This window comes from Desulfogranum japonicum DSM 18378 (assembly GCF_000429945.1).
Lineage (GTDB): Bacteria > Desulfobacterota > Desulfobulbia > Desulfobulbales > Desulfobulbaceae > Desulfogranum > Desulfogranum japonicum.
In genome coordinates this window covers 1-16,170 of record NZ_AUCV01000071.1, presented here as the reverse complement: position 1 = coordinate 16,170, position 16,170 = coordinate 1, and the positions used below count along the sequence as shown (strand labels likewise).

At 45.4% G+C, this 16,170-nt stretch carries 14 protein-coding genes, 1 tRNA gene and 2 pseudogenes; 4 read left to right on the top strand and 13 right to left on the bottom strand.

What is annotated here, in order from left to right; genetic code table 11:
* From G493_RS0121390 to tsaD, 5 genes and pseudogenes are all read right to left on the bottom strand, one after another.
* A pseudogene (locus tag G493_RS0121390) lies at nucleotides 1-213 on the bottom strand (IS110 family transposase); the annotation flags it as partial.
* A 127-nt stretch (nucleotides 214-340) separates the two neighbouring features.
* Nucleotides 341-1,525 (bottom strand): iron-containing alcohol dehydrogenase, encoded by a 1,185-nt coding sequence (locus G493_RS0121385; protein ID WP_028582016.1) that lies wholly within the window; start codon nucleotides 1,523-1,525, stop codon nucleotides 341-343.
* A gap of 17 nt (nucleotides 1,526-1,542) precedes the next feature.
* Nucleotides 1,543-2,064: a DUF2062 domain-containing protein gene (locus G493_RS0121380; protein WP_028582015.1), complete on the bottom strand. Its 522-nt coding sequence runs from the start codon at nucleotides 2,062-2,064 to the stop codon at nucleotides 1,543-1,545.
* Between the two features lie 154 nt (nucleotides 2,065-2,218).
* Nucleotides 2,219-3,073: a 16S rRNA (adenine(1518)-N(6)/adenine(1519)-N(6))-dimethyltransferase RsmA gene (gene rsmA / locus G493_RS0121375; protein WP_028582014.1), complete on the bottom strand. Its 855-nt coding sequence runs from the start codon at nucleotides 3,071-3,073 to the stop codon at nucleotides 2,219-2,221.
* Between the two features lie 223 nt (nucleotides 3,074-3,296).
* Nucleotides 3,297-4,304: a tRNA (adenosine(37)-N6)-threonylcarbamoyltransferase complex transferase subunit TsaD gene (gene tsaD / locus G493_RS0121370; protein WP_028582013.1), complete on the bottom strand. Its 1,008-nt coding sequence runs from the start codon at nucleotides 4,302-4,304 to the stop codon at nucleotides 3,297-3,299.
* A gap of 242 nt (nucleotides 4,305-4,546) precedes the next feature.
* Between tsaD and moaA the strand changes: the two genes are divergently transcribed.
* Nucleotides 4,547-5,596 (top strand): GTP 3',8-cyclase MoaA, encoded by a 1,050-nt coding sequence (gene moaA / locus G493_RS0121365; protein WP_051309752.1) that lies wholly within the window; start codon nucleotides 4,547-4,549, stop codon nucleotides 5,594-5,596.
* Nucleotides 5,597-5,667: 71 nt separating this feature from the next.
* Here moaA and G493_RS0121360 read toward each other — a convergent pair whose 3' ends face one another.
* The 7 genes from G493_RS0121360 to pheA all read right to left on the bottom strand — a co-directional run bounded on the left by G493_RS0121360 (nucleotide 5,668) and on the right by pheA (nucleotide 13,386).
* Entirely contained in the window at nucleotides 5,668-6,846 is a 1,179-nt protein-coding gene (locus tag G493_RS0121360) for a pyridoxal phosphate-dependent aminotransferase (protein WP_028582011.1), read from the bottom strand.
* Between the two features lie 13 nt (nucleotides 6,847-6,859).
* A complete protein-coding gene (locus G493_RS0121355; protein ID WP_028582010.1) occupies nucleotides 6,860-7,528 on the bottom strand; it encodes an amino acid ABC transporter permease in 669 nt (222 codons plus the stop codon).
* 2 nt (nucleotides 7,529-7,530) lie between these two features.
* The gene (locus G493_RS0121350; RefSeq protein WP_028582009.1) at nucleotides 7,531-8,295 is read right to left on the bottom strand and encodes an amino acid ABC transporter ATP-binding protein; all 765 of its coding nucleotides are present in this window, start codon (nucleotides 8,293-8,295) and stop codon (nucleotides 7,531-7,533) included.
* The gene (locus tag G493_RS0121345; RefSeq protein ID WP_028582008.1) at nucleotides 8,292-8,975 is read right to left on the bottom strand and encodes an amino acid ABC transporter permease; all 684 of its coding nucleotides are present in this window, start codon (nucleotides 8,973-8,975) and stop codon (nucleotides 8,292-8,294) included. The genes G493_RS0121350 and G493_RS0121345 overlap by 4 nt, the downstream gene beginning before the upstream one ends.
* A 484-nt stretch (nucleotides 8,976-9,459) precedes the next feature.
* The gene (locus G493_RS0121340) at nucleotides 9,460-10,212 is read right to left on the bottom strand and encodes an ABC transporter substrate-binding protein (RefSeq protein WP_028582007.1); all 753 of its coding nucleotides are present in this window, start codon (nucleotides 10,210-10,212) and stop codon (nucleotides 9,460-9,462) included.
* 170 nt (nucleotides 10,213-10,382) lie between these two features.
* The gene (locus tag G493_RS0121335) at nucleotides 10,383-12,221 is read right to left on the bottom strand and encodes an ABC-F family ATP-binding cassette domain-containing protein (protein ID WP_028582006.1); all 1,839 of its coding nucleotides are present in this window, start codon (nucleotides 12,219-12,221) and stop codon (nucleotides 10,383-10,385) included.
* 61 nt (nucleotides 12,222-12,282) lie between these two features.
* Entirely contained in the window at nucleotides 12,283-13,386 is a 1,104-nt protein-coding gene (gene pheA, locus G493_RS0121330) for a prephenate dehydratase (RefSeq protein ID WP_028582005.1), read from the bottom strand.
* Nucleotides 13,387-13,851: 465 nt separating this feature from the next.
* Between pheA and larE the strand changes: the two genes are divergently transcribed.
* From larE to G493_RS0121315, 3 genes are all read left to right on the top strand, one after another.
* Entirely contained in the window at nucleotides 13,852-14,652 is an 801-nt protein-coding gene (larE, locus tag G493_RS30615) for an ATP-dependent sacrificial sulfur transferase LarE (protein WP_161629867.1), read from the top strand.
* Between the two features lie 134 nt (nucleotides 14,653-14,786).
* Nucleotides 14,787-15,104: an HU family DNA-binding protein gene (locus G493_RS0121320; protein WP_269746337.1), complete on the top strand. Its 318-nt coding sequence runs from the start codon at nucleotides 14,787-14,789 to the stop codon at nucleotides 15,102-15,104.
* A 79-nt stretch (nucleotides 15,105-15,183) separates the two neighbouring features.
* Nucleotides 15,184-15,260 (top strand) — tRNA-Pro (locus G493_RS0121315).
* Between the two features lie 682 nt (nucleotides 15,261-15,942).
* Here G493_RS0121315 and G493_RS34100 read toward each other — a convergent pair.
* Nucleotides 15,943-16,170 (bottom strand): annotated as a pseudogene (locus G493_RS34100) (IS1634 family transposase); the annotation flags it as partial.

The window sequence follows — 16,170 nt, the reverse complement described above, 5'->3', positions numbered from 1 at the left end:
CATCGCCACAATCGGGCAGTCATTTGCTTGCAACCACGCTCTGAGTTCTATGAGCTCATCGGTGAATGTTCCAAATTCCCTCACCTCAGATTCCTCCAGGCCCTGGGAGCCCCTGGTGAGCAGGCAGGCCGATATTTTCTCTTTGTGAACATCCAATCCGCAACATACCGGATGAATAATTGAAATCGCTGGGGTATCTTGTCCTTGAGTCATGGCTATCCTCCTTCATGATTAAATTTAAACGGTTTTTTCAGAAGGATATAGGATAGCTATGACTCGCCCTCTATTTCAACACTCAAGTTTCATGCTTCGTTGTGACTACTTGTCCTTGTCATGGGGGTTAGACAAAACATTCCTGCAGTATCGCTTCAACAATATCAGGTGTGAGGTTTATTAAACGCCACATTTTTGCCTGTTTTTTACTGGCAAGAGCAATGGGCTGTATATCTTCAACTTTGATTCCAAGGCTGTGGAGGTCGGTAGCAATATTACAGTTTCGGCACCATTGTCGAAAAGACCTGATAAATTGTTCTGAGGGTGAATGTTGCGATGAAGGGTTGTCATCAGATTGGCTGGGAAAGAGTATGCTCTGCAGTCTGGCTAGGCGTTGCCTGATCACTGCGGAATTTTTTGTCATATAAGTAAGGTACCCTGGAAGAAGCGCAGCCAGCCCTGCGCCATGAGGGAACTCATACTTCACGCTCATCGCGTGTTCAATGCAGTGGACTGGAAATGCAACTTTGCCCAGACCAGCTGCAGTCAGCCCATTAAGGGCCAGGCTGCAGGTCCACATCAGATCAGCCCGTGCGTTATAATCAGAGCCATTTATCAAGCATCGCTGGCATGCATCCAGAGCATTGTGCATTAGCCCCTCCATAAGGCGTATCTGTACGGGAGCCTCTTCTTCTCTGCTTAAATAAAATTCAAGTAAATGGGCAAAGCAGTCTACGGCTCCATAAGCAGTGTATTCAGCAGAAACGGTAAAGGTCAGTGTTGGGTCAAGAATTGAAACCTTCGGATGGAGGAATCTGTGGCCAAAACCAAGTTTTTCACCTGTTTCATGGTTGGTCAGGACCATACCTGTATTCATATCCGACCCTGATGCAGCAAGGGTAGGGATGGCTATCAGGGGGAGAGTGATTTTAATACCTTTTTTGCCCAAGAAGAATTTCCAGACGTCATGGGCTGCCGGTGTGCCGGCAGCTATCGCCTTGCCTGTATCGATGACAGAGCCGCCCCCGGCGGCGACTATTAGATCAATTTCGTAGCGTTTTGCGAGTTGAATACCTTCCCGAACATGTGAAAGAGAGGCATTGGGAAGGGTTCCCGGAAAATCGAGGACATCAAGACCTGTGCTTTCCAGCTGATTATAGATTTTACCGTGGACACCATTTGCCTTCAGACTCTTTAAACCACTGACCAGGAGTACTTTTTTTCCCAGGGCAGCAGCTTCAGAGCCCAGTTGCGCAAGGGTACCTTTACCAAAAAGGATTTTGGTCGGGTTATGAAAAACAAAGTTGTGCATAAGTGAAAGAGGGGAAACTACTTGTTGTTGAGTAAGTGTTTCTGGTGCCGCTTTTGTGCTATGGTACGAAAAAATTTAAATGAAAGAAAGTAAAACAGAAGCCCAGTAGGAACCGCCATTACGAGGCCGCCTGTCATCATAACTACAAAAGCACTCCAACCTATTTCAGCAAGGCTGCTGAGACTGTAAAATAATCCCTCGTGTTTTAAGTGATATAGAAGCAGGTTGATCTGCTGCCATTGCAGTTTATCTGGCAGGAGTATGTCACCCAGCCACCAGGCAGCATAGTACTGAGGCAAGAACGTAAGAGGGTTGCTGACAATGGTTCCACCGATGAGAGCAGCAATGGGATTCACCCTTACTATGAGAGCCACAATCAGAATGAAAAGAGTATGTAGAGGAAGAGTTGGAGTAATACCAATGGCTGCACCGAGCGCAACAGCTAAAGCCAGTGAACGTGGTGTACCCTGTAGTCTGCGTAGACGTAGATAATAATATCTGCTGGTCCTTTTTATATTAACAGGCAAATTGTTCTGCACAGTATGGTCTTCTCACATGCTCAGGGTAATTTTATACCTGGTTTTGTACAAAGGAAGCCAGATAAGAGGAGCTATCGTGTATATACCACAAAATGACTTCTTCGCAAGAGAAGGGTGGCATGGCAATCTTCAGTAGTGCACCATTGCTTAGGTGTTATTGCTTGGCGAAACCTCTTGCAAGGTGCACAAAGTCTTCGAGGCTCAGTTTTTCTGCACGCACTGAAGCTTCTATACCAGCAGACTCGATGCGTTCCTTAACCACAGACTTGTCCAGTGTGTTGAATACACTGGACAAACTGTTCAACAGTGTTTTTCTGCGTTGATTAAAGGCCGCGTTAACGATTTTTTTGAATAGCTTATGATCAAATTCCGGAAGATTACGCACGTGTGCCGGTACGGGATGGAAGGTAATGCGGATAACAAGGGAGTCTATTTTCGGACGGGGATGAAATTCTTCTGGTTTGACCAAGAGTAAGGTAGAAACATCTGCACAACTCGCCAGAAGAACCGTGGGGGCACCATATTGCTTATTTCCTGGCTGGGCTGCCAGTCTTTGCGCAACTTCTTTTTGCAACATGACGACCGCTTCTTGGACGTGTTGGCGATGGGCAATCAGATGAAACAGAAAAGGTGAGGATATGGAATAGGGAAGATTGGCAACGATTTTCAGGCGCTGTCCTGCTTCCTGGGCAAGTTTTCCCAGGTCGGTTTTGAGGATATCTGCATGTCGCAGATCCACATTATCGGGTAAGTCCTTCTGTTCCCGATGCATTCGCACGATTCCCGAATCAGCTTCAATGCCAACGACTTTGGCCGCCTGCTTTGCAAGGGGTGTGGTTAAGGCTCCAAGTCCTACTCCAACCTCAATCACTGTTTCTTCCGGTTGTATATTGGCAAGATCTGCTATATACGTGGCAGTATGTTGATGAACCAGGAAATTTTGGCCTAAAGCCTTTTTTGGGGCTAGTCCTTCTCTATGCAAGGTGGACTTTGTTTTTTGATAAACCATTGAATTTTTATTGCTCTGGCGAGTCTTTCAAAGAAGTCGTGATTGGTGGTTATTGTTATCGTATCCATAGCACGATCTGAAGGTGGCATGCCATGGAATGTTGCGGGTTAGTTGCTATCCATAGATGGTTTTATCGACGTTTCGTTCCTCGCTTACCGACACAATTTTTTGCATTATGCTCAAAATGCTATGTGAAAGTGATCACTTATGGACTGGTACGAGGTTAATGCAGAGGCGAACGGGAATAGGCATCATCATCTGGCTGAACCCTTTGACCTGCAAGAAAATGTTGATACCCCGCATAAGCTATCATGGCAGCATTATCTGTGCAATATATGGGTTTAGGAACATACAATTGTATCCCATGGGCTGTACAGGCCTGGCGCAGAGCTGTTCGTAATCGTTTGTTGGAAGCAACCCCTCCTCCAAGTGCTACCCGGTTATGACCATTAATCTGTGCTGCACGGATTGTTTTTTTCACCAGAACGTCCACAACTGCTTCCTGGAAAGAGGCACAGATATTATCCAATTCCAGGTGCTTCTGCTGCTGGCGCAGTGTATTGACATGATTCATCACAGATGTTTTCAAGCCACTGAAGCTGAAGTCCAGACTATCCTCACTTAGCCATGCCCGTGGAAAGTTTATAGCTTCAGGGTTCCCCTTCTCTGCGGAATTGCTTATTACCGGGCCTCCGGGGTATCCCATTTCAAGAAGCTTGGCAACTTTATCAAAGGCCTCGCCCGCAGCATCGTCTCTGGTGCGTCCTATTTGAGAATAGGATGTAGGGCTATGAACGCTGTACAGTGAAGTGTTCCCGCCTGAAACGATGAGAGCTGTGTACGGATATTCCGGAGCATCAGGTTCCAATTGGCAGGACAGAAGGTGACCAGACATATGGTCTACCCCAACACATGGAACGTCTCTTACCATGGCCAAAGCCTTGGCAAAGGTAAAACCGACAAGTAACGAACCAACCAGGCCCGGGCCCTGGGTGGCACAGATCAAAGCGATATCGTTCAGCTGTACTTCTGCTTTTTTCAGTGCACTTTCAACCACTGGCCAAACAGCCTCTATGTGGCAGCGGGAAGCAAGTTCAGGGACTATACCTCCATAAAGTGCATGAACGTCGTTTTGTGAGGAAATGACGTTGGCGAGAACAGTGTTGCTTTCAGGGACGTAAATGGCTGCTGCTGTGTCGTCGCAGGAGCTTTCTATGGCAAGGATAAACATCGGCTACTACAGAGTTGCATTAATGGAGATTCGGTGGTATCAGTTTGTCGTCACATCGAGGAATGATGCGCAGATATCTTCTGATCTTGCAATATAAAGGGTACAGTGACGGAGGCATCTCGTAACATTCTAAAATCATATTGAAAACAGCTCTAGGCTGGATGAAGATGACGTTCGTGTACTGCAGTGACGAATGATAGAGTGGTTCGAATAGTTTTCTCCGTTTCACCGTATACTACCTGATGAATAAAGAAATAGCCAGTTCCCAGACAAGTAAAAGCAGACTTGTCGATCTTTTTTCCCGCTCTATTTCCTATCTAAGACTGAGTCTGACCGATCGTTGTAACCTCCGTTGCATCTACTGTGTGACTGAAGATGAGGAAAATTCCGGATTACAGAAAGTCGTTCATGCCGAACTGCTTACATATGAAGAACTTCTTCGTATTGTCAGTGTGGCGGTCGATATGGGGATTTCCAAAGTAAGGTTAACAGGAGGGGAACCCCTTGTTCGCCGTAATGTGATTGATTTTATCTATAAGCTCGGACAGATTCAGGGCCTTACAGATGTACGGCTGACGACCAATGGGGTTCTTCTTGAACAATATGCCGAAGATTTGCTGCATGCTGGCGTAACTAAGGTTAACATCAGTCTTGATACCCTGAAACCCGAACGCTTCAAAAAAATCACAGGTGTAGATTGTTTTGAAAAGGTCTGGAAAGGGCTGCATAAGGCAATTGCAGTAGGATTCAGCCCTGTGAAAGTGAATGTCGTAGCCATGCGCAACATTAATGACGACGAATTTACAGATTTTGTAGAGCTAGCACGAACTTTGCCTCTTCAAATACGTTTTATTGAATTTATGCCCATTGGAGAATCCACCCGCTGGGGTAAAGACTCATATATTTCTTCCGATGAAATCAAAGAGAGGTTGATGACACAATTTGGACGCCTTACTCCTGTGGAGAAGAAACATGCCGACGGCCCTGCTCAAGTTTTTCAACTGGAAGGAGACTGTATGGGGTCCATAGGTTTTATAAGCCCCATGAGTCATAAATTTTGTGACCGTTGCAATAGGTTGCGCCTTACTTCAGCAGGCACCCTTCGTTCCTGTCTGCTTTGTGATCAGGAAACCGACCTGAAATCAATTCTCAGAGCAGGGGCAACAGATGAAGATATTCGAAAAGCGCTTGTGGAAGCCATCCGCAGCAAACCTAAAGGTCATGAACTTGCCGAACAGTTTGATCAACATCGTAACAGTTGCCATGGGCAAATGTCCCGTATCGGTGGGTAACAGTTCGTTGTCACTTGGTCAGGAGTGAATCTTGTCAGCCACTGCGCTGTCACCTCACGGGTGGATGAATCTTAACGCTTCAGCCATTTCTTCAGTCGGGCAAAGGCTTGATCGATCTCTTCTCGTTCCCCACCAAAAGAGAGGCGAAGATGCCCTTGCCCCCCCGGGCCGAATGAGTCTCCAGGTATTGTAATTACCCGGGCCTCATTGATTATACTGGTGGCAACCTGTTCCGCTGGTTCGTCGGTGAAACGATATTTTGCCATGACGTAAAAGGCTCCCTGTGGGGGAACGTAGGAAAAAAAATCTCCAAGTTCATCAAGTCTGGCACAACACAGAGCACGGCGATGTTCAAGTTCTTTGCAGCACTGTTCAACCCATTTGCTATCAACGTCCAGTGCAGTTAAAGCTGCATATTGAGACATTGCCGGTGCACAGATGGTCGTAGCATCATGCACTTTCGTGATCTGTTCCATCCATTGAGAATCCGCTGCAACCCAACCAATTCTCCATCCTGTCAGACAATATTTTTTTGAAAATGAGCCTATGGTTATTACGTTATGTCTATATTTCTCACAGCTTAACGGATGTGTAGTCTGTTCCTTTTCATAGGTGATATAATCATAAGCCTCATCGAGCAATAGTGTAATGTTGTTTTCTGTGGCAATTTCACAGAGAATCTCTATATCTGCATTTTTAAGAATATTCCCGGTTGGATTCCCTGGGGAGCAAAGAATAATAGCTTTGGTACGCCTGCTGAGAGCAGCGCGCATGGCTTGCATATCCAATTGCCAGTTTGCATCAAAAGGAACAAAAACGGGAGTAGCCCCGGAGAGCGTTACCTGTTCTATGTAGGAAGCGTAGGTGGGGCAGGGCAGGATTATCTCATCTCCTGGTTGGGCTATGCTGAGGATAGATGTGAGCAACCCCTCCATACCGCCGACCGTAATGCATATTTCTGTTTCTGGATTCAGTTTTATACCTTTTTCAAGGTAAAGGTGATCTGCCAGCCGGTGGCGAAGTTCCGGCAAACCGTTTTGCAGGGTATAGCGATGGCATGCCCGGTTGTGCTGTAGCATATGGATTATGGCTTCGGTGACCTGCTCCGGTGGTGTGAAGCTTGGTACACCCTGACCTAGAGATACACATCCTGGCGCTTGTGCCGCAAGTTGGGCCATGCGTTTGGTTGCAGATGAAGAAATTGCTGTGACGCGCGAAGCTGGTATTGGAGACGTTTCTCTGGTTATCATGGTGTAAAGCCTGTCATCGATTATAACCGAATCCTGGAATATAGAGTTTGTTTTCGATTCTTTTGAGAATGAATACTGCACAGCTGACCAGGGCAAGGTAATATAGGCCGATAATCATGAATACCTCGGTAAAACGAAAATATTCAGTGGCAATGGTCTTTCCTTCGCCAGTCAGTTCCATAACCGTGACAATATAGGCAAGTGAGGAATATTTAATTAAGTAAATAATTTCATTGCCACATCCATGGATAGCCTTGCGAACGGCCTGAGGGATAATGATCCAGAAGATAGTCTGAAAGAAGCTGAAGCCAAGCGCCTGGGCCCCATGATACTGGCCACGTTTGATGGAGAGGAGAGCGCCTCGAATATATTCAGACTGATATGCACCACTACAGAGAATGAATCCGATGACAGCGGCCATATATGGAGAAAGATACAGTCCTATATTGGGAAGTCCGAAATAGAGAACAAATAGCTGTACCACAAGTGGTGTTCCACGGAACAGTGCTGCATAAAAATTTCCTATGGATCGGGTGATTCGATTACCATAAGCACGAAGTGTACCAGCTACTATGCCAATGAAAACACCTCCCAGGGCAGAGGGCACAATCAGTGCGATGGTCATTATCAGCCCGCGATTGAGACTGGGAAGGAGCTCTTGATAAAAAGGAGACAATTCCATTTTTATAGATCCTCAGGGCTGATTTCATTGAGCCTTTCACAAAAACCGCGGGTCTTGCTGACCATGTCTGAAGATAACAATTCTTGGGGGGTGCCCTGTTCAACGATAGATCCATTTTCCATGAACAGAATACGGTCCGCCAAGGTTGAAATCAGACTCATCTGATGGGTGGCCATGATCATGGTCATGCCATTGCCAGCTAACTGCTTGATGACAGATATGACTTCTCCGACCAGTTCCGGATCCAATGCAGAGGTGGGTTCATCCAGAAGCAGAACTTCAGGATCCATTGCCAAGGCGCGTGCAATGGCAACGCGCTGTTTCTGGCCACCTGAAAGTTGTGCCGGATACAAACTTGCCTTATCTGACAGGCCGACCTGATCCAGTTCCCGGCGGGCGCGGCACAGCGCATCTTTTTTGCTCATTTTCTTCACCTTGCGCAGGGCAACGGTAATGTTGTCTACCGCTGTAAGGTGGTCAAAAAGATTAAAGTCTTGAAAGATCATTCCAACTTTCTGCCGCAGTTCATTTAACTCGCCCGCACTCTGGAGGTCGACTCTGTTGTCGTGTAAAAAAATCTCACCTTCTTCAGGCATCGCAAGGCAGTTAATGCATTGGAGCAGAGTGCTTTTTCCGCCTCCGGAGGGCCCTATAAGAACAATGATTTCTCCTTGATGAAGCGAAAGGGTCGCGCCATGCAGAATAGTGTTCTTGCCGTAGGATTTCTTTAAGTTTGAAATACGTAGAATGGAAAGTGCGTTACTCATTGTCCGAATCCGTCTTGACTGTAGCCAGGTATTCTGACCTTTCGATAAAGTTTTTCCAGCAGCAGTACTCCAGCCCATGTAAGGACAAAGTAGATCAGGCCTGCTGTAATATAGAGTGGCAAATGTTGGTAGGTACGGCTGGCAACAAACTGCGTTCTGGCCATGATTTCAGGAGCTCCGATAACAAAAGCGAGAGCAGAGTCTTTGAGGATTATGGAATATTCATTTGACCAGGCAGGGATGGACATGCGCAGAATCTGTGGCAGGATAATGCAATAAATCGCCTGTGTCTGTGTCATTCCCAGGGCACGGGCTGCTTTGTACTGGCCTTTTGGCATGGAAAGCATGGCACCTTTAAAGATATTTGCCTGGTAAGCACCTGTGGTCATTCCCAGTACAAGTGTTACTGCAGTCAAGGCGCTGACATTGAGGCCGAGGAACGTGAAAAGGCCAAAATAGAAAAGAAACAAAAGGACCAGTACAGGAAATCCCCTGAAGAACCATACATAACTACTTAACAAAAGTGCAACAGGTCTGGGGCCATAGACCATTCCCACTGCCATGACAACACCTATGACCAGGCCGATGGCCATTGCACAGCAGACAATAACAGCCGTAGCTGCAGAACCCTGAAGCAGGTAGGGCAAAGAATCTATGACTACGCTTAGATCAAAATGCATATACAAAGGTCAGTGTTCTGTGAATTGACACCTATCCTCATGCGTTAAATTGATAATATCCCTGAATCATTGCCGATTCTGGAAAGATGCAACTGCAGTTAGGCAACGTAACAGGCTATACTTTTGCCAATTTATCTCTAGGTTGCCAACACTGTAGAAGTACTGATACCGACTCCTCTCAGGTGGCTTGCTGAACTCGATTTTACACCTCACAGTGTATCTGATCTTTCCGTATTCCACCTGGCTTGCGTATGCTCAACGGACTTTGTACCAGCCTATAGACAGTTACAATATACGGATGACTTTCGAGTTTAGCCGTCTCACCTGGGAGTAATTACAAAAAAGAAAACACTGTAACCGTTTGGTTACAGTGTTGTTCAACATAACCGTTACTCGTTAAAAGTAGCTTTGGGTCAAATTCTAACTGATAAAAAATATCGTGCGAAAAGAAAGCGTATGAACCAAAACTCGTAACCGGAATGTCCTATTTTTTCAATTCATATTTGGCGATGAGCTCTTCCCAGTATGGAGAGGCCATCAGCTTTTCCAGGGCAGTGTTGACTTGCTGCAAGAGTTCAGTTTCGTCTTTACGAACAGCATATCCGAACTCTTCTTCTTCCATACCGAATGTTCCCAGAATCTGCACTGCTTTTTTGGAGGCTGCATCCTGCGCTGGTGCATCATCCATAGCTGCAGCATCTATACGACCGTTAAGAAGATCCTCAATTGCAAGTGGAGAGGAACTGTAGTAACGCAGAGTAAAATTCCACCCTTGTTTTGTTGCCTGTTCTTTTAACCATTTCGCTTCAGAAGTTCCCTGCTGTACACCAATGATTTTATGGGAATGCAGCAGTTCCTCAATGGTTACGGGAGAATCCTTTTTTGTGACCATGACTTGCTTGATCACCCAGTAAGGGATGGTGAAATTGACTTTCTTCGCCCGTTCTTCAGTGATGGACATTCCTGATGCAATTATGTCTATCTTTTTCGTCAAAAGGCTGGTGATAATACCATCCCATTCGATTGGTTGATGGGTTACTTCCATACCGATCTGTTGGGCAATCCAGTTCATTGCTTCTACGTCAAAACCACTGGGAACACCTTTTTTATCCATGTATGCAAAAGGTGGAAAATTAGCGTCAATACCGTTAATAATCTTTTTCTCTGCAGCATGAAGGGAGGAGCAGAGTAGCATGATTGTCAGACTGGTAACGAGCAGGAGATGTTTTCTGATCATGTGGTTTCCCTCTGGGATTGGAGTTGTAGAAATATTAATGGAACTATTTGGCAGTACACAGACTACTCGATTTTAGCAGTGCAGGAGACAATACCTGCCTGGCCCCTCATATAGTGAAAATGAACAGGAGTGTCAAATGCAAATTGCATTCTATTCGAGCTACATTTTGTTCAACTGTTATGGCTGGATTTCAGTGTTTCCAGTTCTTCCCACCGTTGATAGAGTTCTTCGACCGTGGTCTGCAGTTCCTGTTGCTCCTGCCAGTATGTCTGTAGTTTATCGGGCGCGGCAATAACGCTTTCGTCTGTCATGAGGCAACCCAGCTCTTCAAGGCGCGACTCTGCCGCCATGATTTTTTCTTCCATTTGGTCGTATTCCCGCTGATCCATGTAGGAGAGTTTGCCTGGTTTTGGCTTGGAAGCCGGTTTAGCCTTTTTAAGGGTGGAGCAGGCATTTCTTTTCTTTTCTGGTTCAATTGCTTTCAGCCACTGCTCATAATCGGCATAAAATTGCGTTCCACCACTGCCATCAAATCCTAATACAACGTTGCAGACCCGGTCTAACATATATCGATCATGGGTAACCAGAACCAGGGCTCCGGGAAATTCGGCCAGACTTTCTTCAAGAACATTCAGAGAAGGAATATCTAAATCATTGGTTGGCTCGTCGAGCAAAAGAACATCTGCAGGTTGAAGCATAAGTCTGGCAATGAGAATTCGAGCCTGTTCTCCTCCAGAGAGCCTGTGAATGGGGGTCTCCAATTGGTCTGTACGAAAGAGAAATCGTTTAGCCCAGGTTACCACATGCACAGTGTGATTTTGGTAGACCACTGAATCTCCATCAGGTGCCAGGGCACGCCGCAGTGTCTGTTCCTTATCCAATTGCTCACGTCGTTGATCAAAATTGACAATAGTTAAGTTTTCAGCTGTGGTTATATTGCCGCTGTCTGGCTTGAAACCGTTTTCCATAGCAGATTCAGCAAGCATTTTCATCAAGGTGGATTTCCCTGTTCCATTTCTGCCAAGCAGCGCAAGGCGTAACCCCGGGCTCAGAGTGAGGTTGAGGTCTGAGAATAGATTTTTTTCTTCATATCGTTTGGAAATGGATTCACAGACCAGCAGTTTTTTGGTTTTTCGCTCAGAGCTGTCAAAAGTAATGCCGACAGATCCTCCTGTGCGATTTCTTGTCCGTACGTCTGCCAGATCCTCCATAAGCTGTCCTGCAGCGTCAATACGGTATTTAGCCTTTGTGGCACGAGCCTTGGGGCCTCGACGGAGCCATTCGGTCTCTCGCCTGGCCTTGTTAGCCAGGCGTTCTTCCAACTGTTGCTGTTGGCTCAGAAATTCCGTCTTTTTTTCAAGGAAATCAGAATAGGTGCCGTTGATTTGCAGGTACCCCTGCGGGTATATTGGCGCAAGTTCGATCACTGAATTAATGGTGTTTTCCAGAAAACGGCGATCATGGCTGACCATGAGAAAGGCTTTGGGGCTTTCAGGAATATTGGAATTAAGTAACTTTTCAAGCCACATAATCCCTTCGATGTCCAGGTGATTGGTCGGCTCATCGAGTATCAAAACATCAGGGTGTGTAACCAGGGCCCTGCAAATGGATAATCTCTTGCGCCATCCCCCCGAAAGAAGGTTGACATCCTGTTCGGTATCGGTAAATTCAGCACGACTGAGGACAGCGTAAATACGATTGAATTTTTCAGCATCATCTATGGGGAGATCTTTTACCGCCGGGTAAAGGTTGTCCACACAGTTTTTGTTCTCATCAAAGAGGTCTTCCTGTGCAAGGAAGCTCAAGCGTATGTGTTTCTGAGTCTGCACTGAACCGCGATCAGGTTCAACCCTGCCGCTCAAAATTTTCAATAAAGTTGATTTGCCTGAGCCGTTAGGTCCAATCAGGCCAATACGTTCGCCAGGGTTTAGATTAAGGTTGATATCTGTAAAAAGGGTCTGGGCACCAAATGCTTTGGTGATTTCCCGGCAGCTGAGAAGTGGTGGCATAGTGTAACGTTATATCAGTAAAAAAAATGGTTAGATAAAAGTGCCGTGAACCTTGTTGACATCAACGATCTGTTCCTTTGGATTCCATTTCACCAGATCTGGGATAGGATCCCAGCCATTCGTAATACGCACAGATTTGTTGAAGAATGGTACATGCTTCCGAGATTACCGGATCCTCCATATGACCGACCATATCAATGAAGAAAAGGTACTTCCACAATTTCCCTTTGGTGGGTCTTGATTCGATTTTTGCCAGATCAATGTTTTTAGCAGAAAGAATAGTGAGGATTTCGTTTAAGGCGCCCGGTCGATTGATGAGTCCCACCAGAATTGATGTTTTATCCGCACCACTTTTCTGCGGAGATTTTCTACCAAGAACCAGAAAACGTGTGGTATTACCCTGATAATCCTCAATCCCTTTAACCACGACTTGCAGGTTATAGGTGGTTGCGGAAAGACTGCTGGCAATAGCTCCCACATTGGGGTTATTAGCGGCCATCTGTGCCGCGGCACCAGTGGAAAAAACGGGTAGAGTAGGTATATCCGGCATGTTTTTACGGAGCCATTCGCGGCATTGGGCCAATGGCTGTGCATGGGAGGCGACGGTTTTGATATCTTCCATGTTTCCGGATCTGCATACCAGGTTATGAGATATGGGAAGTTGTATTTCTCCGCAAATCTGCACATTGTAATTGAGAAACGAGTCCAGGCATGATGTTACAGCACCCTCGATGGAGTTTTCGACAGGTACTATTCCGTAATCCACCCGTTCTTTGTCAACTTCCTGAAAAATTTCTATGATGGATTCAAATGGTTGGTATTTGGCTGTCTGACCAAAGTACTTCACTCCTGCCTGGTGGGTAAAGGTGGCCTCAGGCCCAAGGTAGGCAACAGATGTTTTGCGCTGTGAAAGTCTACAGGTTGTGATAATTTCATGGAAAATTGAATAGAGGGCTTTATGGGGGAAAAAATCCTGGTTTTTTTCGCGCAGCCTCTGGTAAATCTCCAGTTCCCGTTGCGGATCCCATTTCGCACGGTTGGTTTCATTTTTCAGTTGCCCGATCATTTTTGCGCATGATAGGCGCTCTTTCAGCAATTCGAGAATAGTATCGTCAATTGTGTCGATGCGGTCACGCACCTCGGGAATTGTTTTTGGTGTTTCCATATAAAATGTATACTGGAGAATAAAGGTTAACGTATAAGGCCGAATTCAGTTGAGCTTTGCCTGGAGGTCATCTTTTCACAATACCTGATAGTGGTACGAAATCTATAGTATCTGGTGTCTGTTGCAAAGAAAAATTTTAAAATGGTTGCAGGAGGATGAAAAGCATATAATACTCTAGACTAATTTTCTGTGCAGGTGCTGCTCACCCATAAAATAACTCCAAGTGTGATTGAGCCCATTTTCACGGGAGCTTTCTGTCAGGTGTTTTCTGTTGCACAATATACGTGACAGGTGGCCATCAGTACTGACGTCAGGATATTATGTCGATGATACATCGAAGGAAATGTGGTATGTTTCTTCGTCTTGATTAACCATGCAATCAATTGGTTATTTTCTTGAAGTGTCCCCAGGCATGATGATACGTTGATCATGATATCTATCGCTACATTTTCGGAGAATATTTATTTGCATCATTTAGACAAGCTGGATCGTTTACGGGAAATTCTCCTCGGACACGGTCGACTGGCAGTAGCCTTTTCTGGTGGCGTTGACAGCTCCCTGTTGCTTAAATGTTGCCTTGAAACTTTAGGCGCAGGAAACGTGCTGGTCCTTTTTGCAAAATCTGAACTTTTAACCTGGGAAGATATTAACCGTGTTGAGACCTGGCTCGGTCGCCACGGTTTTTCTCATGGAGTTGAAATGGAGGTGGTTGAACTTCAGCCTCTTTCATGGAAAGAATTTGTACAAAACCCTGAAAACAGATGTTATCTCTGTAAGCTTCGTATTTATAAAATTTTCAGGGAAACCATGGAGAAGAAAGGGTTTACCCTGCTGGCAGACGGGACCAATATCGATGATCTCAAATGCAACCGTCCCGGGTTGCGGGCGATCCATCAACTGGGCGTATTGACTCCTCTGGTTGAGGCTGGTTTTGATAAGACGGCAATCCGTGTCTGCAGCAAAGAGTTAGGCCTCGATACCTGGGATTTACCCACTGCATCCTGTCTTGCAACCAGAATTCCCCATCGTAAGGAAATAACGCTGGAGAGATTGAACAGAATTGCCAAATGGGAAAGGGCGATTATCGGTTTTGGTTTCAGCACTTGCCGCGTTAGACTCTCAAAAGAAAGTGATGATGAAGTGTTTATACAGGTAGCTGATCAGGAGATGGTCAGGCTGGGAAATGCCGATATTCGTCTTGCTATTCTCAGGCTTTTTCATGGTAATGGCGTAAAAAAGATATTTATCGATTTGGAAGGTAGATAAAAACATTTTTTTATGGTAGAGGCCTGAATCCCCCTATTTATGGGCATTCATGTAAAAAAAAACCTTTTTTTTCTTTGACAAAGAATAGAAAGTTTATTTAAGTTTCGTCGTTGTCGACTGGAGCCATTTCAGGAATGATCCTAGCGAAATGGCTGAGTAAAAATCATTGGGAGGGAAGAATGAACAAAAAGGAACTCGTAGAATCCATGGCAGGTGCCGCTGATATCAGTAAAGCCTCAGCAGAAAAAGCACTGAATGGTATGCTCATGGCGATAACAGATGCTCTTGCTAAAGGAGATAAAGTCACCCTGGTTGGGTTCGGAACCTTTTCAACAGTTGAACGCTCTGAGAGAAAAGCAAAAAATCCACGTACAGGAGATATGATCACAATTCCCGCCAAAACCGTTGCTAAATTTAAGCCAGGCAGCAAGCTTGCTGATGCTGTGGAATAATCTCCTTACATTGTACTTTTCTCTAGATGTAAACAGGTGGCATAGCCGGTTACCCGTTTTTTAGATTAGACAACATTGTCGGGAAGTGGCTCAGTCTGGTAGAGCACAGCGTTCGGGACGCTGGGGTCGGAGGTTCGAATCCTCTCTTCCCGACCATGACGTGTTATCTATTCAAACAGTAAGATACATCAAAATGCCCAAGGTGCGTATTACACTTTGGGCATTTTTTTGTTCCTGCAGGCCGCGTATTTGCCTGAAGCGTCATCCGCATTTTGGAGAGGTTTGAGTAGTCTCCACTGTTTGCAGATCACATTCCCTAATGTCAAAGAGAGGCACTTTGTCATTTTTACGAATGGTAGATCGGGTGAACAAAACAGTGTTATGGGCAGAGTAATCTGTAGTAAAACAGAGATTTCAAGTGTGGTATCTGTCTTGGATATTCTTGTCTGTCCACAAACTGTGTTTTGGACCCTTTTCCGATCATACCCCAGTATTTACGGTTACCTTAGCTTGAGTAAAAAACCTCATTTATGGACAGACACCCACTAGGAGGTTGTCCGAGAATAGGAATTTTCGTTCAGCTCGAGGCAAACCTGAAAAAATACCACCGGCATATATATGATATTCCGAGGATATTTTTTCAGGTTTAACGAAGATATGGGCGGAAATAACATTCTGGGACAGCCTTCTAGCCCTTGAACAGCATAATAATAGAGGGTACTTAACCCAAGTTCGTGACGCTGGATCACAATTTATCGTAAATACAGATATTTACCGGTTCAGCATGTGCCGTTATGGCACTACTTTTTTTCTTATTCTGTGAGCAGTTACTTTTTATTCATATTGTTGTCTTCACCTGCTTACCTGGTAGATTTTGCACTCCAAGAGCTGACAAAATTTCCTGTTGGGATGCATCCGGGCGGCTACTTTTTCTCACGTGCACTGTACTGCCGTTCTTACACTTCATTGAAATTGTCATTCTGCACTGGGTAGAAAGAATCTGACGTATGCTTGCCCAGTTACTCACAATACCTGCCTTTTTCAACGTTAGTCGAATCAGATGAAC